The organism is Paenibacillus lycopersici (assembly GCF_010119935.1).
Taxonomy (GTDB): domain Bacteria; phylum Bacillota; class Bacilli; order Paenibacillales; family Paenibacillaceae; genus Paenibacillus_Z; species Paenibacillus_Z lycopersici.
Map to the genome: position 1 here is coordinate 1,142,331 of NZ_CP048209.1, position 23,604 is coordinate 1,165,934.

Annotated in this window: 10 protein-coding genes; all 10 read left to right on the forward strand. The window is 59.5% G+C overall.

The features are described from left to right. Positions 1 to 253 precede the first annotated feature (253 nt). The 10 genes from GXP70_RS04945 (at position 254) to GXP70_RS04990 (ending at position 23,515) form a co-directional block, all read left to right on the forward strand. Positions 254 to 751 carry an RNA polymerase sigma factor gene (locus GXP70_RS04945; RefSeq protein ID WP_162355444.1) on the forward strand — a complete coding sequence of 166 codons (498 nt, stop codon included), beginning with the start codon at positions 254 to 256 and terminating at the stop codon, positions 749 to 751. Next, a complete protein-coding gene (locus GXP70_RS04950) occupies positions 732 to 1,307 on the forward strand; it encodes a hypothetical protein (RefSeq protein WP_162355445.1) in 576 nt (191 codons plus the stop codon). Before GXP70_RS04945 ends, GXP70_RS04950 begins: the two co-directional genes overlap by 20 nt. A gap of 590 nt (positions 1,308 to 1,897) precedes the next feature. Then, positions 1,898 to 10,789, forward strand: coding sequence for an S-layer homology domain-containing protein (locus GXP70_RS04955; RefSeq protein ID WP_162355446.1), 8,892 nt, complete (start codon positions 1,898 to 1,900; stop codon positions 10,787 to 10,789). Positions 10,790 to 10,878: 89 nt separating this feature from the next. Continuing rightward, positions 10,879 to 12,117: a HupE/UreJ family protein gene (locus GXP70_RS04960; RefSeq protein WP_162355447.1), complete on the forward strand. Its 1,239-nt coding sequence runs from the start codon at positions 10,879 to 10,881 to the stop codon at positions 12,115 to 12,117. 18 nt (positions 12,118 to 12,135) lie between these two features. After that, a complete protein-coding gene (locus GXP70_RS04965; RefSeq protein ID WP_162355448.1) occupies positions 12,136 to 13,290 on the forward strand; it encodes a permease in 1,155 nt (384 codons plus the stop codon). Between the two features lie 13 nt (positions 13,291 to 13,303). Beyond that, a complete protein-coding gene (locus GXP70_RS04970) occupies positions 13,304 to 14,230 on the forward strand; it encodes a TIGR03943 family putative permease subunit (protein ID WP_162355449.1) in 927 nt (308 codons plus the stop codon). 53 nt (positions 14,231 to 14,283) lie between these two features. Continuing rightward, positions 14,284 to 15,207 carry a cupredoxin domain-containing protein gene (locus GXP70_RS04975; RefSeq protein ID WP_162355450.1) on the forward strand — a complete coding sequence of 308 codons (924 nt, stop codon included), beginning with the start codon at positions 14,284 to 14,286 and terminating at the stop codon, positions 15,205 to 15,207. 271 nt (positions 15,208 to 15,478) lie between these two features. Further along, positions 15,479 to 18,721: a DUF5107 domain-containing protein gene (locus tag GXP70_RS04980; RefSeq protein WP_162355451.1), complete on the forward strand. Its 3,243-nt coding sequence runs from the start codon at positions 15,479 to 15,481 to the stop codon at positions 18,719 to 18,721. A gap of 1,345 nt (positions 18,722 to 20,066) precedes the next feature. Next, positions 20,067 to 21,899, forward strand: a complete 1,833-nt coding sequence (locus tag GXP70_RS04985; protein ID WP_162355452.1) for a sensor histidine kinase — start codon at positions 20,067 to 20,069, stop codon at positions 21,897 to 21,899. After that, the gene (locus GXP70_RS04990; protein WP_162355453.1) at positions 21,896 to 23,515 is read left to right on the forward strand and encodes a response regulator; all 1,620 of its coding nucleotides are present in this window, start codon (positions 21,896 to 21,898) and stop codon (positions 23,513 to 23,515) included. Before GXP70_RS04985 ends, GXP70_RS04990 begins: the two co-directional genes overlap by 4 nt. Positions 23,516 to 23,604: the final 89 nt, after the last annotated feature.

Genomic DNA, 23,604 nt, shown 5'->3' on the forward strand with positions numbered 1-23,604 from the left:
CGAAACGGTACCAGCAGTCCATGCCACGCTGGCGAAGCGGCAGCAGGATCTGTTCGTGCGCCGGGGCGCGGTTTGCCACGGGCCTGCTCGAAGCAGCGTATCGTTCTCAACAATCCGAGACACCTTTGCGGTGTCTTTTTTTCGTTCCGCCCGACGTTTATTTTATGCAAATCGCCCTATCCTAATAAAAGTTTAAGCCCCATGAAAAATTCCGGCCCTCTCGATTGTATTACAAGTGAAAGGAGGTGCTGAGGTGTACGCTTCATCCGAGCGCAATGAATCTGTACGGAAGGCCTTGGAACTGTATGCGCAAAGCTTGATCAAGATCGCGTTTGCCTACTTGAAGAATACGGCGGATGCCGAAGAGGTCGCACAGGACGTGTTCCTGGCTTATCTGCAGAAGCGGCCCGTATTCGCCAATCGGGAGCACGAGAAGGCGTGGTTGATTCGCACGACGATCAATAAGAGCAAAAACATGCTGAAAACCGGGTGGTTCCGAAGCCGAAACCCCGTCCCCGAGGACCTGAGCTACCTCCCGAAGGAAGAAAGCGACGTGCTGCAAGCCGTGCTGGCATTGGATAAGAAGTATCGCATCCCGATACATTTGCACTATTACGAAGGCTACTCGATCCAGGAAATCGCCGCGATCCTGCAGGCGAAGCCCGCGACGGTCGGAACATGGCTTGCGAGAGGGCGCATGATATTGAAAGAACAGATGGGAGGCCAAGGGGATGAAGGAGTCGTTATATAAATCGGCGATGGATCACGTGAAGACAAGCGAGGATTTCAACGAAGCAACCTATAAGAAGCTGTCGGCGGAGATGGACAAGGCGGCGCGAACGAATCTAATTTCACCTGAGGAGAGGGTAACTATGAAACAGCAAACGGCGATGAAAAGAAAAGTAACGGGTTGGACGGTCGGCATAGCGGCATGTGCGGTATTGACGCTCGGGATTGTCGCGGTGACGCAGAACCAGGGCTCGCCGGCTGCGCCGGCTCCGACGACCAATTCCCCGGCTGCGACGACGAAGCCGCCGATCATGGGCAAAGTAGCGGTCAACATCGAGGGCGTCATCTCCGAAGTGAGCGCGGACGGCAAGAGCTTCAAGGTCGGCGATCTGTGGGTTTCGGTAACGGATCAGACGCAGTTCGGCAGCCAAGAGCCGACGGCCGTGAAGCCGTCCGAAGAGCTGTTAAGCAAGGAATTCAAAGTCGGCCATATCGTCTCGGGCTTCACTTCCCAGGACGTCAGCACCGGCAAGGTGACGGCGGACGTCATTTATACCAATATGGCCCCGCAGCAATAAGCTGGCTTGGCGAGGCTGATAGACACCGCATGTCTAACCTCAACATGTTCTACCGGCAGCAAAGGCCGCTCGTTCCTATTACAAGGAACGAGCGGCCTTTCTCATGGCGCGATGCGATTTGCATAGTATCCATCCGTCCCGGCCTGCCGATGCGTCTACGTTTCTACATGAAGGAGTGCGCGAGGGGGCTGGGCGAATGCGTCTTCGTTCATAGGCTGCGCGGATCGGAGTAGTTCGGCATACTCATCTGTCTCATCTGTCGAGATAACGAAACATTAATATTGCGATGACAATTGTCGAAATCAAAGCTGTTATACTGACATGCGGAGGTCGGTACGACAAGTCTTCATATGAATATCCGGAGAAAGGAGTTTCCACTTGCAAGCGATAAGTAGGAATCGAATAACCGCGATCCGCTAGCTTTTGGCGGGGCATACGGACCGCGGCTTCTGATGAAACCGGCGCATCGGCGGTTTATTTGCCATGGATAAGCCAGTTCTATTTATATTACCACGTTATGTAATATGATGTCATATCCTACCTCCCTGAAATGGCCACCTTATCCAAATCGATTGAACGGAGGCGTACGAGTGATTGACTCGGTTATAAGAAAGAAAAGAATATTCGGCGTTGCGCTGTCCGTCCTGATGCTGCTCTCGCTGCTGCAGCCTGCGAGCTTCTTGCCGCGGGCGATGGCGGCCGCGGCGGCGACGCTCGTCAAGTGGGACGGGACAGGCAGCGGCGCGAATGCCGCTGTCGACGTTCCGGCGAACCAAGAGGTTTCGCTTGACGTCAACAAAGACAAGAAAGTGACGACGAACGCAACGACGGTTGCTTTCTCCAACGACAACTCAACACCTAAGGTCCCGGTAGTCAGCGGCAGTAAATGGCCGGCGGACGGTTACTGGCAGGTCTCGCTCGTCTCGACGGGCTATTCGAACCTGAAGGTATCCTCGGTTCAACGGGGCTCGGGGACAGGACCGAGAGATTTCAAGCTGCAATACAGCTTGGATCCTGCTTCGGGCTGGGTCGACGTGGCCGGGGGAGCGATCACGGTCAAGAACGATTGGACGACTGGCGTGCTGAATCAAGTGGCGCTGCCATCCCAAGCGGACAATCAGGCATTGCTCTATCTGAGATGGGCAATTGCAGGCACGTCGAACATTAGCGGAAATGGCAATTTCGCCGATACGGGCACGAGCCAGATCGAGAATATTATCGTCACCGGCGAAGCAAGCGACGGCAGCGGCGGCGAAACCGGCGGCGACGGCGGAAGCGGCACGCCGGCGACGGCAGCTCCGATTCCTGGGAAAATCACATTCGCGGACGATTATACGACGCTAACCGGCGATGCTGGCGCGGTGCCGGCGAGCTCGGACGTACATGCATACGATGCGGCCAACACGATGCTGGGGCAGACGACCGCGAACGCGGACGGTTCCTTCGCGCTGACCATCAGCAATCCGACGAACGCGGGAACCGTATTGTTGACCGCGACTGAAACCGACAAGAACGAGAGCGCGAAGGCAAGCGTATCGGTCGGGCGAACGGCGACTCCTAATGCCGCCAAAATCACCTATGCCAGCTACTCGACGGTGTCGGGATCGGCGGGAGCGGTTGTCGGCAGCTCCGAAGTTACCGTCTATTTGGCGGACGGCACGACATCGGCCGGTACGACGACGGCCGCGGCGGATGGTTCTTTTACGGCCAGCCTTGTCGGCGCGGACGGCAATGCGAAAATCTACGTGGCCGCCAAGGCGGCGAACAAGCTTATCAGCGCCCAAGCCGGCGTCGACTTTGCGATTCCGAACGCGACCAAAGTTAATCCCGGCGACGTCGTCTTCAGCATGCTGAACGTCAGCGGCACGGCGAACGGCGTGTACAAGAACAAGTTCTTCGAGCTGTACAACCGTACCGACCATGACATCAGCCTGCAAGGCTGGGTTATGGAATACAGCGCATTGGGCACGCCCAAGACGACGGGCTCCGGCACGACGCTTAGCGGAATGATTAAAGCGCACGGCTACTATCTGGTATCCGGGGCGGCCAATGCCAACGGGCCGGCTGCCGTTCCGGCGACGGCGGACGTATCCGGCAGTCTGGGGCCGAATGCGGGCAGCTCGGGCGGAGGCATCATGATTCTGACGCAGGCATCGACTGCGACGACAGATCAGAATAACGAGAATATCGTCGACTTGATCGCTTACGGCAGCGATTTGTCCCTCTTTGCCGGCAAAACGTTCGTATGGGGAACGCCATTTGTCGCATCGGACATCGCAAGCGGCGTCATGATCCGCAGAACCGAGTCCGGTTCGGATCCGCGCGCAGCAGTCGGTCTGCGCAACGGCGCTTACTTCACGAAGGATCCGTCCAAGGATTTCGTCACTTTCGTGCCGAAAGCTGCGGCAGCGCCATCCGAAATCATCGTTAAAAACGCTTCGTATAAAGAAGCGCCTGCCGCTTCCGCGATCACGTTCGACGGTGTCGCATCGGTAGTCGGAGCAGCGGACGCTGCCGTGGCGAATTCGACGGTGAAGGCGTACGCCTATGTCGGCGGCGTTCTCACGAAGGTCGGGGAGGCGACGGCTGGCGTTAACGGCTCGTTCACGATGGCCATCGCGAACGCAGCCGGCATTCAAACCGTCTATATGACGCATACGTATGCGAATACGGAAAGCCCGTATACCCGCATCGATGCAGCTTCTTATACGAAGCCCGCGGTCTCGACGATTAGCGACGCAAGGGCAGTGGATGCGAATGGCATGACCCTGCAAGCCGGCTATGCAGTAACGGTCGAAGGCATCGTTACGACGGCGAACGGCGCGCTGGGCACGGAAGCGACCAGCTTCTATTTGCAGGACGCGACCGGCGGTCTGCAAGTGATCGCCGGCGCCGCGCCGAGCGTTACGATCGTTCCGGGCCACAAGGTGAAGGTTTCCGGTACGATCGCGTTCACGGCAGGCATGGTTCAGCTCCTGGCGTCCTCGATCGAAGACGAGGGCGATCAAGGCCAGCCGGCAGCGGCAGCGGTCGCGATCGAGCAGGCTTCGACGGCGGCGGTCATGGAACCGCTGGAAGGCCGACTGGCCGCGATCAAAGGCAAAGTCACGAATATTGCCGCTTCCGGCACGGATACGGACGTGACGTTGAGCGATGACGCGGGCCATACGTTGATCGTCCGGGTGACGGCAGGCTCGGGCATCGACATGACGGGCAATACGATCGCGATGAACGAGACGTATACCTTTACCGGTATTGTCAATCAAGCGGATCGGGTATCCCCGTACGATAGCGGCTATCGCTTGATGCCGCGCAGTGCCGCCGATGCCAAAGGCGTGCTGCAGTTCAGCCATACGCCGCTTCCGAAAGCGTACCTCGGCGTGGATGTCGGCTTCGAGGCCATGGCGAAGTTCGCCGATTCGGTCACGCTCTATTATAAAGGGGCGGCCGCGGAGAGCTATCGCTCCATCGAGCTGACTTCCGCGGATAAGGTGTACTACAACGGCCATATCCCGCAAGTGGACGTTCCGACGACGGGCAAGCTCTACTATTACATCGAAGCGTTGTCCGGCGCGGACAAGGCCGAATCCGGCAGCGGCGCGGAGCCGATCGTCATCGATATCGTCACCGATGAAGACGGTCCTGCGATCACAAGACTAACGCCTGCGGATGGCGACAGATTCGAGACGCTGCATCCGCAGATTTCCGTCTCGTATAACGATCCGAGCGGCATTGATTTGACGCGCGCTTCGCTGAAGATCGACGATATCGATTTCACGGATCAAACGATGTTCTCGGCGACGCAAGCGACGCTCGCGCTCACCTCGGAGAACGATCTGGCTGTCGGCGAACATCATGTGCGGCTGATCATCCAAGACTTGCGCGGCAATATAACGGATCGAACGTGGACGTTCACGATCGAAGAGCGATTCACGGGCGGCAACCATTACTACGGCACGACGCACAACCATACGAATATTTCGCACGACGCGCACGGCGATCCGCAAACCGCGCTTAATCAAGCGAAATATTACGGCTACGACTATTTTGCGTTCTCCGACCATTCCCACGATATCGATGCTTCCATTCGGGGAACGGCGGCGGACGCGGCGACCCATGGCGGCATGCCGGAGCGCAAAGGCGGCGAGAGCTGGGCGCTGACCAAGTCGCTGGCGCAATCGAATACGGTAGACGGTCAGTTCGTCGTGTTCCCGGCATTCGAGATGACGTCGACGACATGGGGCCATTCGAACGTGTTCGGCACGGACAATTTCATCGACCGGGTTGAAGACGGCGGCATGTATCAGGACCTGGACAAGTACTACTCGTGGGTGATGAGCTACGACGACATCGTCGCGCAGTTCAACCATCCGAACGCGCCGTCAGGCTCGTTCAACAGCTTCCTGCCGTACAACAAGCAGGTGGACAAGCTGTTCACGATGTTCGAGGTCGGCAACGGTTCCGGCAACTATGCCTACGTGAACCTGGAGAACTTGTACTACAAAGCGCTCGATATCGGCTGGCATGTCGCGCCGACCTTCGGCGAAGACAACCATGACGCGACTTGGGGCCAGACGAAACGGCGCACGGTCATCGTGGCGAGAGATTTGACGACGGATTCGCTCATGGACGCGATGCGCAACATGCGCGTCTATATGACCGAGGACCCGAACGCCAAGCTGGACGCGACGGCCAACGGCTGGTATATGGGCTCGACCGTCGACAGCAAGACGCTGTCCTTCAACATCACAGGCAGCGACGACGTGCTGGAGAACAAGTCCGACCCGCATTACAGCTACATCGCGACGCAGTCCAACGATAATGTCGCGAAGGTTGAACTGATTACGAACGGCGGCGTCGTTGCGGCATCGTATACGCCGACGTCCGCATCGACTTCGTTCAGCTGGCAACCGACCGTTACCGCGCTAAGCGGCCAGCAATGGTTCGTCGTCCGCGTCACGCAAGCCGACGGCGACAAGATCTATTCCGCGCCGTTCTGGTCGCAGGAAGAACCGGTCGCGGTGAAGGTCAGCACGATCACGCCGGCGGAAGGCGCCATCATCGGCGGCAACGCGGCGACGCTGAACGCTTCGGTCAGCAATCAAGGGACGGAAGACCTGAACGGCTTGAAGGCATCGTTCTATTACGATCAGCAGGACAGCGGTCATTTGATCGGTCAGACGACCATCGATTCGCTCGCGAGCGGCAAATCGACGACGGCAAGCGTCATCTGGAACAGCCCGGAGGCAGGCAGCCACGACATTATCGTCGTGCTGACCGCGGAGGGAACGACGCTGAACGAATATCATCAGTCCTTCTCGATCAAGGCGCCGCTCGGCAAGAAGATTCTGATCGACGCCTCGAAGCGCAACGAGAATACGACGCAGGACAGCGGCAGCTACAAAGATAACTTGAAGATGTTCACGAATCAGATGAGGCTTCAAGGCTATACGATTGCCGAGAACGCGACGCCGGCGATCACGGACGCGGTCCTGAACGGCGTATCCGTGCTGTACATTTCGCACCCGGCTTCGGCTTACAGCGCGGACGAGATGACGGCGATCACTAATTTCGTCGCTGCCGGAGGCTCGCTCTGGCTGGCGGACAAGAGCAACTACGGCGGCTCGAACCAGAATCTGAATCCGATTCTGGCCGCTCTCGGCTCCTCGATCGTGATGAATAACGACGAAGTGGTCGACGAGACGATCGACGGCAACTTCTGGAGCACGCCGATGACCTCGAACTTCTCCGTTCGTCTGCATCCGAAGCCGGTGGGCAATTATTTGACGGATTTCGTGCCGACGATCGAGTATTACAGCGGCTCCAGCTTGGCGAAGAACGACGGTTCGGCCAAAGGGGCGCTGACCGACAGCGGCACGGTCACGATTCTGGCACGAGGCAATGAGTCGACGTTCCAGCTTGCTTCGCAGGTGAAGAGCGATACGTACACGTACAAAGCTTCGGCATCCCCGGCTCCGGCCGACCTGACCGGCGGATCGGCGATTCCGATGATCGCGTCGGAGACGCTTGGAGCGGGAAGAATCATCGTTTCGGGGATGAATATTTTCAACGATAAGCAGATGGACGAGAGCTATAACGCGAAGGGGAATAACGAATTCGCGCTGAATGCCGTCAACTGGCTCGCGCACCGCGAGACGGTCGTCAATTCGATCGCGGAGGCGCGCGCGCTGCCGGTCGGCACGGATGTCGTCGTACAGGGTACGGTAACGTCCGATTCGGAAGTCTTCTTCGATGCGTTCTATCTGCAAGACGAGACGGGCGGCATCATGGCGTTCAACGAGCTGCCTGAGCACACCCTCTCCCTGGGAGACGTCGTGCGGGTATACGGCCATATCAGCATATTCGAGAATAACATTGAACTCGAGTACAACGGGTTCGCGAACAGCGTCGTTAAAGCGCGTTCCGGAGCGCCGTTAGCGCCGAAGCCGGTCAGCACGCATGATGCGTCGGCGAACGCGAATCTGGGGCAGCTGGTGAAAGTGCTCGGAACCGTGACCTCGGTCCCTGACGGCAACTCGTATGTCATTGACGACGGCAGCGGGCCGGTGCTTGTGTTCGCGGACGGTTACATTATCGACCAGAGCGGGCCGATTCCGGTGCTAAGCGTCGGAGACACGCTGCAAGCCGTCGGGTTGTCCGGCGGATATTCCGGCGGATTGCGGATTCGCGTTCGCAATACGCAAGAATTGGCCAAGGTCGATGCGACCGCGGCCGGAATAGCTGCAGCACTGACGAGTCTGACGGCACCGGCGAAGGATGCAACATCGTTCTCGCTGCCGAACGCACCAGAAGGATTCGCGTACGCGATTAAGAGCGTAACGCCAGATGGCGTCATCGCAACAGACGGCACGGTAACACCGCCGGATGCGGCGACAACCGTCCAGGTCATCGTGACGGTGACGAGGACATCTGACGGCGATACGGCAGATACGGCACCGATTACGGTGACGGTACCTGCGAAGACGCCGGCGGAGCACGTCGATACGGCGAGCGAAATCGCAGCGGCACTGACGAGTCTGACGGCACCGGCGAAGGATGCAACATCGTTCTCGCTGCCGATCGCACCAGAAGGGTTCGCGTACGCCATTAAGAGCGTGACGCCGGAAGGCGTCATCGCAACAGACGGCACGGTAACGCCGCCGGATGCGGCGACAACCGTCCAAGTCATCGTGACGGTGACGAGGACATCCGACGGCGATACGGCAGATACGGCGCCGATCACGGTGACGGTACCTGCGAAGACGCCTGCGGAGCACGTCGATACGGCGAGCGAAATCGCAGCGGCACTGACGAGTCTGACGGCACCGGCGAAGGATGCAACATCGTTCTCGCTGCCGATCGCACCAGAAGGGTTCACGTACGCCATTAAGAGCGTGACGCCGGAAGGCGTCATCGCAACAGACGGCACGGTAACGCCGCCGGATGCGGCGACAACCGTCCAAGTCATCGTGACGGTGACGAGGACATCCGACGGCGATACGGCAGATACGGCGCCGATCACGGTGACGGTACCTGCGAAGACGCCGGCGGAGCACGTCGATACGGCGAGCGAAATCGCAGCGGCACTGACGAGTCTGACGGCACCGGCGAAGGATGCAACATCGTTCTCGCTGCCGATCGCACCAGAAGGGTTCACGTACGCCATTAAGAGCGTGACGCCGGAAGGCGTCATCGCAATAGACGGCACGGTAACGCCGCCGGATGCGGCGACAACCGTCCAAGTCATCGTGACGGTGACGAGGACATCCGACGGAGATACGGCTGATACGGCGCCGATCACGGTGACGGTACCTGCGAGGACGCCGGCGGAGCACGTCGATACGGCGAGCGAAATCGCAGCGGCACTGACGAGTCTGACGGCACCGGCGAAGGATGCAACATCGTTCTCGCTGCCGAACGCGCCGGCAGGATTCGCGTACGCGATTAAGAGCGTGACGCCGGAAGGTGTCATCGCAACAGACGGCACGGTAACGCCGCCGGATGCGGCGACAACCGTCCAGGTCATCGTGACGGTGACGAGGACATCCGACGGCGATACGGCAGATACGGCACCGATTACGGTGAAGGTACCTGCGAAGACGCCGGCGGACAACGGCAACAACGGTAATAACGGTAATAACGGTAACAACGGTAACAACGGTAACAACGGTAACAACGGTAACAACGGTAACAACGGTAACAACGGTAACAACGGTAACAACGGTAACAACGGCAACAACGGTAATAACGGTAACAACGGCAATAACGACAATAACGGCAACAACGGCAATAACGGCAACAACGGAAACACGGGCAATAACGGCAATACCGGCAACACCGGAAACACCGGTACGACCGAAACGCCGGCCAACGTTACCGTGGTAACCGCCGCGACGCTGCAGCAGCAATCGGGCAGCGTAACGACGGTTGCGCTGAAGTCGGGAACGACTTCCGTCAGCTTGCCGGGCAATGCTTTCGAGCTTCTCGGCAGCCGCTCGCTTGCGGTACAGTCGGGCAGCGTGGAACTGCAGTTGCCGCCGAGCCTGTTCAACCAACTGACAGCTCAAGTGCCGGGAGCGGATCTCTCGGAGGGAACGATCTCCCTCCAAATGTCGCCGCTGAGCTCGGATGATGCCAAGCGGGCGATTTCGGGCAGCGAGAGCGGCAGCCGTTCCGTCATCCAGGCCGAAGGTCAAATTTACGAGTTCAGCCTGAGCTTCACGACGGCTTCGGGCGAGACGACGAAGCTGACGCATTTCAATGAACCAATCACGATTCGCCTGAAGGTCGATCCTTCGGTCGTAGCCGCGAATCCGGGCTTGTTCGGCATCTACTACATCGGCGATGACGGCAAGCTGGAGTACCTCGGCGGCGAATACGCGAACGGCGAGATGACGGCGAAGATCAGCCACTTCAGCAAGTATGCGGTGCTGAAAGTGACGCATAACTTCTCCGATCTGCCGCCGAGCTCGTGGGCGTACAACGTCATTCAAGAAATGACGGCCAAGCAAATCGTGAACGGCACGAGCGACACGACGTTTGAACCGAACCGGGCCATCACGCGCGGCGAATTCACGAAATTGCTCGTGAACGCGCTGCAGCTGACCGGCAAGGCGACGACAACGTTCACGGACGTGCCGGGCAGCGCTTTCTATGCGGAACCGATCGCGATCGCCTTCAGCAATGGCATCGTAACGGGCCGAACCGCAACGACGTTCGATCCGAACGGTTTCGTCACGCGCGAAGAAATGGCCGCGATGATGATGAAAGCTTATGCGGTCATTAAAGGGCAGCAGATCGAGACGGTGGACGAATCCGCGTTCGCGGATATCGGCAGCGTGTCGGGCTGGGCGAAGAACTACGTGAACGCAGCGGCGAAGCTGAAGCTCGTGAACGGCCGGGCGAGCCATCAATTCGTGCCGAAGGGCATCGCTTCCCGCGCGGAAGCGGTACAAGCGATTTACAACTTAATGAACAAGTAAACAAGTCAAGGATGGACAAGCCAGGCAGGGTGTCGTGTCGACAGATCGGCATCCTGCCCCTTGTTTTTCGTCCAGAGGAGGCCAGAAGCGTGCCAGCACACAGATCAGGCAAGTTATTTGCAGGAATAGGGGGGCTTATTGCGATCGCGCTTGCAGCGCTGTTATTTCCGCTGTCGGCTTCCGCGCACGCGTATAGCGCCAGCTATACGACGATCGCTTTGACGAAGTCCGGCACCGTGGTCACATACGCGATCGACGAATTGTCGGTCATCGAATGGGCAGGCGGCGACGCCAACGGCAACAACATGCTCGATCCGGAAGAGTTCGATGCGGTCAAAACGCCGTTCGCCGAGGTCTATAACAAGAACGTCGCGTTAACGATCGGCGGGAAACCGCAGACGCCGGTTAAGATCGAGAACTACTACCTGGATCGTAAAGGCGATGCGACGAAAGTGTTCCTGCAAGTGCGTTACCCGGCTCCATCGGGAGGCGAGTCGGTCTCGCTGACGGACAAGCTGTACGAGAAGGATGCCAAAACCAATTACGTGAACCTGCTGACGATCCAATTCGGCTCGGGCCGGAGCACCGCGGCTTTATCCGGCGGCGACCGGACATGGGCGATGCAGGTTACGGACGACGAGTTCGCGGCATTGCCTGCGGACGTTGATCAGGCTGCCGCTGCGAACGGCGGCAGTCAGACGGGCGGAGCGTCCCAGGCGGCTTCCGTCACGTCCGATGCGTCCGACAACGCCGCTGCAGAGAATGGCGGTCACGGCGCGACATCCGGCTGGTATTCGTTCTTCAAGCTGGGCATGCATCATATTCTCGGCGGATACGACCATTTGCTCTTCCTGTTCTCGCTGCTCATCGCCAGACAATCCTTCAGACAGTACTTCACGATGATTACCGCGTTCACCGTCGCGCACAGCATTACGCTGACCTTGACGGTGCTCGGCTGGATCAGCGTGCCGGGCAGCATCGTCGAACCGATGATCGCGCTGAGCATCTGTTATGTAGCGATCGACAACATGGCGCGTCCGCATGTCAGCTACCGCTGGCTGCTGACCTTCCTGTTCGGCTTGATCCACGGCATGGGCTTCGCCGACATTCTGGTCGGCATGGACATTCCGCGCAAGGAGCTCGGCGTCGATCTCGTCAGCTTCAACCTCGGCATCGAGACGGTTCAGCTGGCGATCGTCTGTGCCGCGCTGCCGATTATCTTCGCGCTTCATCGCTACCGGCATGCGAGGAAATTCGTACTGGCCGGCTCGAGCACGGCGCTGCTGCTCGGCGGCATCTGGCTCGTTGAACGAGTATTCATCGGTTGATTCGGGAGCGTGAATAGGATGGAAAATACGACGGTACGGCATAAGCCCGTATCCTCGCGGACGAATCTTTTTGCAGCCGTCAGCCTGCTCTGTATTCTCGGACTGTATCTGTTATCGAGCAACGCTCCCGGGACTTGGCTTGCAGAGCCGAAGCTGCAATTGTTCAAAACGCTGTTCATCAGCATTTTGCTTGAAGCAATGCCTTTTGTTCTCATTGGCGTAATCGTATCGGCGCTCTTGCATGTGTTCGTATCGGACGCCATGATTCGCCGCTTCATACCGCGGAATCCCGTGCTCGGGATTCTGACGGCGACGGTGCTCGGCATCGTCTTCCCGATCTGCGAATGCGGGATGGTGCCGGCCATTCGGAAGCTGATTCGCAAAGGAATGCCGATTCATGTGGCCGCGGCTTTCATCCTCGTCGGCCCGATTATTAACCCGATCGTGTTCTGGTCGACGTTCACCGCGTTCCGCAGTCATCCCGAAATGGCGTACATGCGCATGGGAATGGCGTTCGTGATCGCGCTAATCGCCGGTCTGGTCGTCTACCGCTTCGTGCGGTTCGACCCGCTGCGGGGAGAGGCGGCCGCTTCGCCGGCGCATGCGCACCGTCACGATCATCATCACGATCATCATCACGATCATCATCACGATCATCATCACAACCACGATCATCATCAAGATCATCATCAAGATCATCATCAAGATCATCATCAAGATCATCATCAAGATCATCATCAAGATGCCAACCACGAACACAATCACGCTCACCGCCCCGGCAAATTCGCCGAGGTCATGGGTCACGCGGTCAGCGAATTTTTCGATATGGGCAAGTTTTTGTTGATCGGCGCGATCCTCGTCGGCCTGCTGCAGACGTTCGTGTCGAACGCCGATCTGATGGCGCTCGGGCACGGTCCCGGAAGCTCGAACGCCTTGATGATGGGACTCGGCTTCATGCTGTCGCTCTGTTCGACGTCGGATGCGTTCGTGGCGCAATCGTTCCAGAGCACGTTCAGCGAAGGCTCGCTGCTCGCTTTCATGGTGTTCGGCCCGATGCTGAATTTGAAGAGCCTGCTTATGATGCTGGCCGTATTCCGCGCGAAATTCGTACTGATCGTCGGCGTCTGCGTAACCGTGCTTGTCTACGCCGGTTCGCTGCTGCTGAACGGATGAGGAGGAGAATCATTTGATACGATGGAAACCCGCGCATGCCGAAGCGTTCGATCATGCGTTCAGAGGCCTGATCCTGGTCGGCTTCGCAGCGCTGATCGTCGGCTTGTGGCGAACAGGCGATATGCAGCTCTATATCGCGCCTAGCCTGGTGCCTTACGTCGTCGCGGCATCGCTCGTATTGCTCGCGCTGGCCGGTTCGCAGTTCCGGCTTGCGGCCCTGTCGCTTCGAACGCGCGTCATCGTCTGCGGCTGCGGACATGATCATGCGCCGGTAAGCGCCGTTTCCCCGCAATCGCGCACGCTGCTCCGCAAAGGCGGGCTGTACGGCCTGTTCCTGCTGCCGCTCCTGCTTGGCGCGGCGCTGCCGAGCACGGCGTTCGCCGGTTCGCTTGCGGCCGGCAAGGGCATGAACATGGGGGCGGCTCCCGTGGATGACGGCAAGGCCGATCTCACGCTCGTGGAGCTCGAGGGCAATACGGACCCCGCGCTGAAGGAGCTGTTCCGCACGCAGCCCAACAATCTCGACTACGCGAAGCTCGGCATTCTGCTCTATCAGCAGGATACGATCGAAATGAAAGATCAATGGTTCATCGAGAAGCTCGAAGCGATCAACCGTTTCGTCGACAATTTCCAGGGCAAACCGATTCAGATCACGGGCTTCGTCTACCGGGACAAGCAGCTGGCGGGGGAGCAGTTCATCGTCGGCCGAATGGCGATGACGCACTGTATCGCGGATATTGCGCCCTATGGCATGATCGTGGAGACGCCGGACGCGGACGATTACGCGAATGATGCCTGGGTGACGGTGACGGGCACGATCGGCAAGACGCAATTGGGGGCGCGCGAGATCATGAAGATCGTCGCGACGGAGATCAAGACGGCTCAGCCTTCCGCGGTGCCGTACGTGTATCCGGATATCAATTTCGCATCGAAACTATAATGGCCGCTTCGTATAGAAGGAAATAGAACCGCTGGAGAGGGAGGTGCCGTTCTGTGGCATTGTATATCGGCAGTTTGCTGCTCGTACTTGGCGCAACGGCGTATTTGATGGCCGCGGGTATCGCGAACAGGATAACCGCTATCGCGCTTATGTTCCTTGCGTCCGCAGCGCTTGGCTTCTTGCTCATCGAGACCTTGGATTACAGGCTCGGACTCGCCGCCGGCATTGCCGGCTTATCGGCGACGGCGCTGGGCATGGCGCATATACGTAGATACGGCGCGGCGACCGCGGTCAATGCCGCGGTGACGGGCTGGTTGGGCGCGGCGCTGGGCCTGTTCGCGGGCTCGCGATTCTATGTGACGAACGCCGTCATGATCGGCGCGGACATCGCTTTCGTGGCGCTCGCGTTCCTGCTGCAGAAAGCCGCGGAGCGCTATAGCCGCGAAGCGGCGGAACCGGGGAAGCAGACGCAACCGGCGAAGCAGACGGAACCGGGGAAGCAGACGCAACCGGGGAAGCCGGCGAACCGGAGGAAGGAAGCCGCGCGCAAGGCGAAGCGGGCATCGTCGGCCGTTCCGGCATCGGCGATGTATGCCGCTGCCGTCGCGGTGCTCGCCTCCGTGCTGCTGTCGCATGCGGATAGCTCGAACGCCGACAGGATCGGACAGGCGTCATCCGCCGATGCGGTATACGACCTCGACAATGGCGTGCAGACGGCGACGGTGGAGGTGAACGGGGCGGGCTTCAACCCGCGCAACATCAATCTTCGCTCGGACGTCATGGTCAGGCTCGTGTTCCATGTATCGTCGCTGGCCGCGGACGACATGACGTTCGTCTCGAAGGATTTGAACCTCGAAGCGCCTTTGCGCAAAGGGGACAATATCTTCATGATCAAGAAGGCCCTGCCCGGCGTATATGGCTTCACGGTTCGCGGCTCGAACGCGAGTGGCACGTTCACGGTGAAGGCTGCCTCGTAATTGCAGTCCGAGCCGGTCCGGTATCCGCCCGTCCCGAAAAGGCTGCCCGATCCCGCATTGGCGGCGATGCGGGCGGCCTTTCTTAGTGCTGGCTTCGGCTGCACGCGATTGCGGCGAAGGCGAACGAGTCATCAGACTCCCGTTGGAAAGTCATCTCCGTCCACTACTCGCCGCTGGCGGCTGCTTCTATACTTGGAGTAGCATCGCGAGGAGCCGGCCGTAAGGCGGGCAGACAGACAGCGCGAATCACAGGAGCGGGAGGATGAGCGGGATGAATGACAGAAGCGCAGCGGGCGCAAATCCGTTAGCCGAGCAGCGGACGGCTTGCGGCAGAGAGCGGATCACGATTCCGACGTATGCCGTCGGAGCGCCGAGCTTGAATCCGATTATCGGCGAATACCGCCAGGAGAAGCCGTACCCCTATAAAATGCAGGACGAGATCGCGGAGGTCAAAGCCGACAAGACGTACGAGGCGCTCGTGGCGGAGAACGAGTACTTGAAGCTGACGGTGCTGCCGGAGCTCGGAGGCCGGCTGTATTCCGCGTTCGACAAACGCAACGGCCGGGAGCTGTTTCACCGCAACAACGTCATCAAGCCGCAGCTGATCGGCTTGACCGGCGCCTGGATCGCGGGCGGCGTCGAGTTTAATTTCCCCATCGGGCATCGGCCGACGAGCCTGGAGACGGTGGAAGCGCATGTCCGCGCCAATGCCGACGGCTCCGCTTCGATCTTCGTCGGGGAGACCGATAAGATCAGCGGCCTGCGGTTCTCCGTCGAGCTTAAGCTGATGCCGGGCAAAGCGTATATCGAGCAAACGACGCGCATCTACAATCCGACGCCGGTGCCGCAGCGGTTCTTTCATTGGAATACCGCGTCTTATCCGGACACGGATTCGCTCGTCTGCCGCTATCCGACCCGCTGGATCATCGACGAACAGAACCGCATCCGCAAGCCGTGGCCGTACGACGGTCATGTCGACGTGCGCATGGCGCGCAATATCGAGAAGTTCTCGTCGATTTTCTCGGCGATGAACGAGGAGGATTATTTCGGCATCTACGATACGGACAAGAAGGCCGGCAGCGTACATGTCGGCGATCATCGGGAGGTGCCAGGCAGCAAGTTCTGGTCCTGGGGCAATCACGAGCACGGCAAACAATGGAACAGGCTGCTGACCGACGATGACGGGCCGTATATGGAGCAGCAGGCCGGCAATACCGAGACGCAATATCTGTACCACTATCTTCAGCCGAATCAGAAGCATCAATGGTCGGAATATTGGCTGCAGGCCATCGATACGGGGCCGTTCACGTATGCGAACAAGCATGTCGTGCTTACGACTGCTTTTCAGGCCGAGGCCGAAGGATGGATCGCGCTGCAGCTGTCGCTGCTCGCGAATGAACGCTTGCCCGGCGCCAGCGTCTCGCTGCTGCATGACGACGCGGCGGTGTTTACGGCCGCCGGCGACTGGTCGCCGGAGCGGACGGAGCAGTGGCAGGCGAAGCTCCCCTCGGCCTGCCTGGCCGAAGGCAAGCTGAGGCTGACGATCCGGGACGGCGAAGGCTCGCTGCTTGCCGATCATCTGATCCGCCATGCCGAGGAAGCGCCCGATCAGGACGAGGAAGAGGTGCATGCGCAGGAGCAGGACGATCTGACGACGCGTCTCGTGCGCTTGTACCGGGCTGAAGAGCGGCATCGCTATCAAGAAACGCTGGAGCTGCTGGATGACCTGCTCGCGACGCATCCGGATTACCTGGAAGCGCATGTGCGCAAAGCCGTCGTGCAGCTCAAAATGCTCGATTACGCAGCTGCCGAAGCGACGGTCGAGGCCGCGGCCGGGCTGATCCCGTTCTCCGACGAGCTGCATTATTATACGGGACTCGTCCGTTACATGAACGGCAAAGACAAGAATGCGAAGAGCGCCTTGCTGTACGTCAACGACATCTCGGCGTTCGCGCCGTCCGCCAATCTGCTGCTAGGCAAGATCGCGCTCAAGGAGAAGGAATGGAGCAGGGCGGAGCGGTATTTCGCCAAGGCGGACATGGCGCCCGGCATCGAAGGCGCGGACGTGCTGCGTGCCTACGCCTTGCGGCAGCGGGGCGACTTGATACAGGCGAAGCGGCTGCTGGCGAACATCCTGGCGAACGATCCGCTTCGGCTGCACGCCGCGGCGGAGCTGGACATGCTCACGGACGGCAATAGATGCAGGGCAATCGTGAGAGACGACGTCCATAACGCGCTGATCCTGGCCGAGTGGTACGCGGAGCTTGCCGATGAGGACGGCCAGCGCTTCGCGCTGTCGCTGGCGGCGGATGCCGGGACGAGCGCCGGAGTTACCGGTGGTGCCGGCAGTACCGGCAGCCTCGGTGGTGCCGGAAGCCCTGGCGGTGCCACCGGCCTCGGCAGTGCCGGCAGCCCCGGCGGTGCCAGCAGCCTCGGCAGTGCCACCGGCCTCGGCAGTGCCGGCAGCCTCGGCGGTGCCAGCAGCCTCGGCAGTGCCACCGGCCTCGGCAGTGCCGGCAGCCTCGGCGGTGCCAGCAGCCTCGGCGGTGCCGGAAGCCCTGGCGGTGCCGAGAGCCCGCTGGTGCTCTACCACGCCGGATACCTCGAATCCATGAGCGGCAACGCCGCATTGGCATCGCGCCTGTACGAGCAGGCGGAAGCCTGTTCGCCGGACGGCGTATTCCCGATCCTTCCGCTGACGCTGCTGGCGCTGGAAGACGCCGTGCGCCTGCTGGGCGATCGCGCGGTACGGGCGCTCTACATGAGCGGACTGATCTATAATGCGAAGGAGAGATACGCCGATGCGGGCCGCGTCTGGGCGCGGTGCATCGAATTGGGCTTCGATTACTCGGTCTTATATCGCAACTACGGCTTTCTGCTCATGGAAGCGGGCAAGGATGACGAGGCGATCGAAGTATTGGAACAGGGACTCGAGATGCTTCCCGTCAATCAGGATATCGCTATCTACCTCGCGCGGTTATACAAGCGCAGCGGCCGCAGCGACAAGCGGCTGAAGCTCTTGCAGGCGCTTGCCGGCCCGGGGCTCGGATCGCAATCCGCCGTGCGGCTGTCGATCGAGATTTACAACGAGCTCGGCCGCTATGACGAAGCGATCGCGCTGCTCGGTTCGTTCCCGTTCAGCAACTGGGAGAACCCGTTCAAAGGAATGCCCGACCTGAGGACGTTGTACCACGATGCGTTCATCGGAAGGGCGAAGCAAGCGCTGCGGGAGAAGCGCTGGGACGAGGCGATCCGCGATCTGAAGGGCTCGCTGTCCTATCCGGGCAACTTGAGGCTCGGCGTAGAAGCCGGACAATCGTTCGCCCGGGAGTATTATTTGCTCGCGCTCTGCTATGAGAAGAAAGGCGATTTCATGCGCTCGCTTGCCCATTGCAAGCAGGCAGCGCAGTCGAAGCCGGCCCCCGATCACCGGCATTACAAGGAGTACGTGAAGGCGGTGCAGAAGATGACGGAGCTGGAATGGCTCGGCTTCGGCAGCGGCTGTGCGGAATAAGCAAGGCAGAAGGTGCGAGGGCGACGAGGAATAACGGCAGAATAATGGATGGATAAAGGAAGACCAACGGAAGTATAGCGGAAGAAGAGCGGAAGGCGGAGCTGCGCGGCGCGCATGCACCGCCAGGCTGTGGAGAGAATAGACGAAGTCGCATCGCCTGAACGGGATCTCCCATATGCAACGGACATAGGATCCGCTATATGTATTGAAATCGGTGTTTTGGGCTGGCGATCGGACACAGGATTCGTTATTGCCTCCGGATCGCGCCGAATGTCAGCACGCGGGGTGAAATAGCGCATCTCCTGTCCGCAAGCACACGGAAAGACGAGGAAAGCCGGCCAATAACGCATCTCTTGTCCGCTTCCTTGCTTCGACGGTATTGCTGCCTGCCCAATCGGATAATAAGCCGATGGATCCAAGCGATTTCGGCTGTTATACCGAGGAAGCGACAGCCTGAGCGGCGTCTTTCCGACTTTCCGTCGTTCTGTCATTCCGTCGTTCTGTCATTCCGTCGTTCTGTCATTCTATCTTTCTGCACTTTAGCGCAGCTGCCTGCACCAAGCGCTGCGTCAGGCGTTGGCTGTCAAACCTCATTCCTGCGGGGAGCCGCGGAATCCTGCAGGAACGGTTCGAGCAAGGATGTTCGACCCGCCCCGAGACAGGAGGTTTTATCGTCCTTGGCGCAATCGCCTATTGATCCCAGACAATCAATGGGTCCCTAAAGCAGACCGCGGGCCATAGAGGCCCCATGTTTCATTAGAACGTTATAAATGGCCGATCGTTCATTCGAAAAGTCGCGCTCACATCGGTTTTAATCGCTTTTGGGTTCACGAGACGAGAACCGCCGACTAAACAAAAATAAGAATGCCAAAATCCGCTGGACTTTATCGACAGCCTGAGGTTACTGGGTCTCCAGTAACCTCAGGCTGTCGATAACAGGCGCTTACGACCGCAGCTGTCCAGAACATGTTAAAGATTGCCCTCCGCCGGGAAAGGAAGGCTGGAGGGGGATGAACGTCCCTCCGAAGCCCCTAGGCAGAACTGAACATGAAAGAAACCCTGCGTTTTGTGAAAAACGCGGGTTTCTTTACAATCTGGTGGTATTATCCACTGGCGGTGCGCATGCACCGCCTTTTCTTTTGCCCATCTCCGGCCTGCCCTCTCCCGTCTATCCATGAAGGGATTGTAAACCGCAGGAAGGAGTCGGCGCGCTTGCGGCGAACTATGTTGGTATATCTCGAAGAAGAACGAATCGTACACTCGCATTGGTACCTTGCATCTCATTAGGGAGACGACGGCTTCGAACAAGCATGCGCAGTCTATTCAAGAGAGAAGGTCGCACGATATGAGCACCGTTGAACGAGATCGCCTCCAATTCAAACGGTCGACGCAGAAGCGGCTGACGCTCTACTTCATTCTGCCGATCGTTCCGCTCATCCTCATCAGTCTATACGCCATCGCGCAATCCGAGAATATCGTCGTCAAGCAGGCGGGCGAGAACAACAGGGCCGCCATCTCGGCCGCGCTGGGGTTCATCGACCAATTCACCGATTCCGCGCAGCGCCTCAGCCTGCAAATTTCCAACGACAGCACCCTGAATGCCATGCTTGCCGTGCACGGCAGCGAAGCGACCATGATCTACGAGGCGAGCCAGATCCTGAACCGGCTTGCGACCTACAAGCTGGCGAACGATCTGATCCAGGACGTCTGGATTCTCGACACGAATCTCGGCATGATCATCTCCCGGCAGCACGGGGGCAAGCGAATCGACTATGCCCGTACGGACTGGTACCATAGCGCGGTCGCGGGCATGGGCAGCTCGGTGTTGTACATTCCCGCAGTGACCAAGGAGCTCGCGCCGGGCAAGCCCGATCCGGTCGATGACGCGGGGCTCGTCACGTTTACCCGCGGCATGGGCTTCAATACGTCGATTCCGAGCAGCCACGTTGTCGGCGTTACGGTATCGCGCCAAACCTTAACCCAATTCGCCTTGAATCTGATGAACACGAAACAGCTGCAATTCCAGATCCTCGACGCCGACCGCCGGGTGATCGCTTCTTACTTCGATCCAAGCCTTTCGCGCGCGGCCGCTGCCGCGCCGGCGAGCAAATACGGGTTCATCCAACCGAAGAAGCATATGCTCGACAACGAGGTCGTCTCGCAGAGCTCGGGCTGGTCGATCGAGCTCGCCCAGCCGGAGAGCGTGTTGAATCAGGGGACGCGCCAGCTGCAGAAATACATCATCGCCATCAGCGTCCTCAGCATTTTCCTGGCGCTGATCGTATCGTGGATCGTCTACGTCGGCATTACGTCCCCGCTGGCCAAGCTGCTCCGGGGCATCCAGCTCGTTCGCAGAGGCATCTGGGACGTCAATTTGAAGAACGACCGCAAGGACGAATTCGGCATTATTACCGACACGTTCAATCAGATGGCGATGCAGCAGAAGCAGTATCTGCAGGATATCTACACGCAGCAGGTCCAGAAGACGCGCACGGAATTGAAGTTTCTGCAATCCCAGATCAATCCGCATTTTCTATACAACACGCTCGATTCGATCTATGCCAGCGCCGTGCAATACGGGGCCGACGAGACGAGCGAAATGGTGCTGAACCTGTCGCGGTTCTTCCGGCTCAGCCTGAGCAAGGGCAGGGATACGTTTACCGTGAAGGAAACGTTCGAGCATCTCTCGTATTACATCCGGATTCAGGAAATGCGTTTCCTCGGCCATTTTGAATGGGAGTACCGCATCGACGAAGCCAGCGAGCCCATTCCCATTCTCAAGCTGCTGCTTCAGCCGCTCGCGGAGAACGCGATTATCCACGGCCTCGAGAAATCGCCGTCCGGCGGCAAGCTTACGATCGCGGCCGACATCGAAGGCGGCGTCCTGTCGCTTCGGGTACGGGACACGGGCCGGGGGATACCGGAGGACAGGTTGTCGCGGATGCAGTCCGAGCTCGAACGGATGCGGCTCGATTCGTTCAACCTCGAGCGCACAAGACCGAATGATTTCTACGGATTGACGAACGTCTGCTCCCGGTTGAAGCTGTACTACGGCAGCCGGGCGGAGATGACCATCGCGAGCGCTGCCGGGCAATGGACGGAAACGACGATTCGCATTCCGGTCGACGTCTGCTATCAAGCGGCGGCAATCGAACGGACAGGGGGAGAGGACGCATGAATCTATTGCTCGTGGAAGACGAGATCCGTCAATTGAACAATGTCGCCACCTGCATACCGTGGGAAGAGCATCGTATCGAGATCGTCGGCATGGCCAGGAGCGGCGCGGAGGCGCTCGCGCTGATCGCGCTGCGCAAGCCGGATATCGTCCTGCTCGACCTGCAGCTGCCGGACATGAACGGTCTCGATATGATTCGAACGCTGCGCGGGCGCGGACAATCCGTCGCGTTCGTTATTTTGAGCGGCCATAACGACTTCGGCTATGCGCGGGAGGCGATCGAGCTCGGCGCCGACCAGTATTTGCTGAAGCCTGCCGGGAACGCGGAGATTCTAGCCGCGGTAAGCCAGCTTGCCGAGCGCCTGAGGGCGGAGCGCGAGGCCGAGCTCGACAATCGGCGGCTGAAGCAGATGTGGGAATCCAGCCTGCCATCCTTGCAAGCTCTGTTCCTGCGCGACCTTGTCAGGGGCAAGTACCCGTCCGGCGATTCCTTGCGGCAGGCCGCTGAATACTTCCCGGGCAAGCCGCCGCTGCAGCCGGATGAGGAGTGCGTGGTCGCGATGATGGAGATGGATCCGATCCCCGATTCGGATACCCGCTACTCGCCGCAGGATGCGCCGCTGCTCCGCCTGGCCCTGCAGAATATCGCCGAAGAAACGCTGGACGCGCTCGACTGCCTGCTGTTCCCGGACGACGAGGCCAAGGTGGCCGCCGTGTTCCGCTCCAGGGAAGGGGAGCAGGGAGAGGCGCTCGGCCTGCGCGTCAACGTGGCGGTCGCAAGGCTGCTCGCACGCGTGCAGGACTGCATGAAGATCACCGCCAGCGCCGGCATCGGCTCCAAAGTCGTCCTGAAGGAGATCGAGCTGTCCTTCAGGCAAGCGAACAGCGCCCTGCACGAGCGCGTCGTCCTCGGCTATAACGTTGTCATTCCCTATCACCGGCGGCAGGCCGACGCCGGCATTCCCGCCCCCGACCGCGCGTTCGAGCGCAAGCTGCAGACCGCGATGGACAGCGGCGACGACGAAGCGGCTCGCGTGCATGTCGAGCAGTGGTTCCAAGCGACATGCAGCGTCGTTCCGAGCCTCGATGCGCTGCAGGAGCATGTGCTGTTCCTGCACAGCTTCGTCGTGCGGATGATTCATGCGCAGGGCTGGACGGTCGCGGAGGTCGCGAAGCGCGATTGCGAATCGCTGCTGCGTCCTCCCGCGCTCGTCTCCAAGGCGCAGACGCTGGAGTGGATGCTCCGCGCCGTCGAAGCTTATCTGAGCTACGGCCGCGATCAGCGCAACCTCAATACGAACCGCCTCGTGGGGGCTGTCATGGAGCTCGCGGGCGGGTCCATGGAGATGGAGATGACGCTGCATGACATCGCGGAGAAGCTGTACATGAATCCGTCGTACTTAAGCCGGCTGTTCAAGCGCGAGACCGGCATGACGTTCACGACGTATTATCAGGATTTGAAAATGCAGCGGGCCCGGGAGCTGCTGGTCGGAGGCGCGAAGGTGTACGAGGCGGCGAGGCAGGTCGGCTTCAAGGATATCGGCTACTTCACGCGCCTGTTCCGCAAGTACTGGGGCGTGACGCCCGGCGAAGCGTCCGCAGGCGCGAGTCATCCTTGACGCGCTCGGCGCCGCCGGCAGTCCGCGGCGCGAGCCCGGCCGGTAGGCCGGTAATACCGGCAGCCTGCGCTTAGGGCCGAATACGAGCG

Excerpts from the sequence above, each read along its gene's own strand:
- GXP70_RS04990 (WP_162355453.1), top strand. The coding sequence starts at position 21,896 with ATGAATCTATTGCTCGTGGAAGACGAGATCCGTCAATTGAACAATGTC.
- GXP70_RS04980 (WP_162355451.1), top strand. The coding sequence starts at position 15,479 with ATGAATGACAGAAGCGCAGCGGGCGCAAATCCGTTAGCCGAGCAGCGG.
- GXP70_RS04965 (WP_162355448.1), top strand. The coding sequence starts at position 12,136 with ATGGAAAATACGACGGTACGGCATAAGCCCGTATCCTCGCGGACGAAT.
- GXP70_RS04950 (WP_162355445.1), top strand. The coding sequence starts at position 732 with ATGAAGGAGTCGTTATATAAATCGGCGATGGATCACGTGAAGACAAGC.
- GXP70_RS04985 (WP_162355452.1), top strand. The coding sequence starts at position 20,067 with ATGAGCACCGTTGAACGAGATCGCCTCCAATTCAAACGGTCGACGCAG.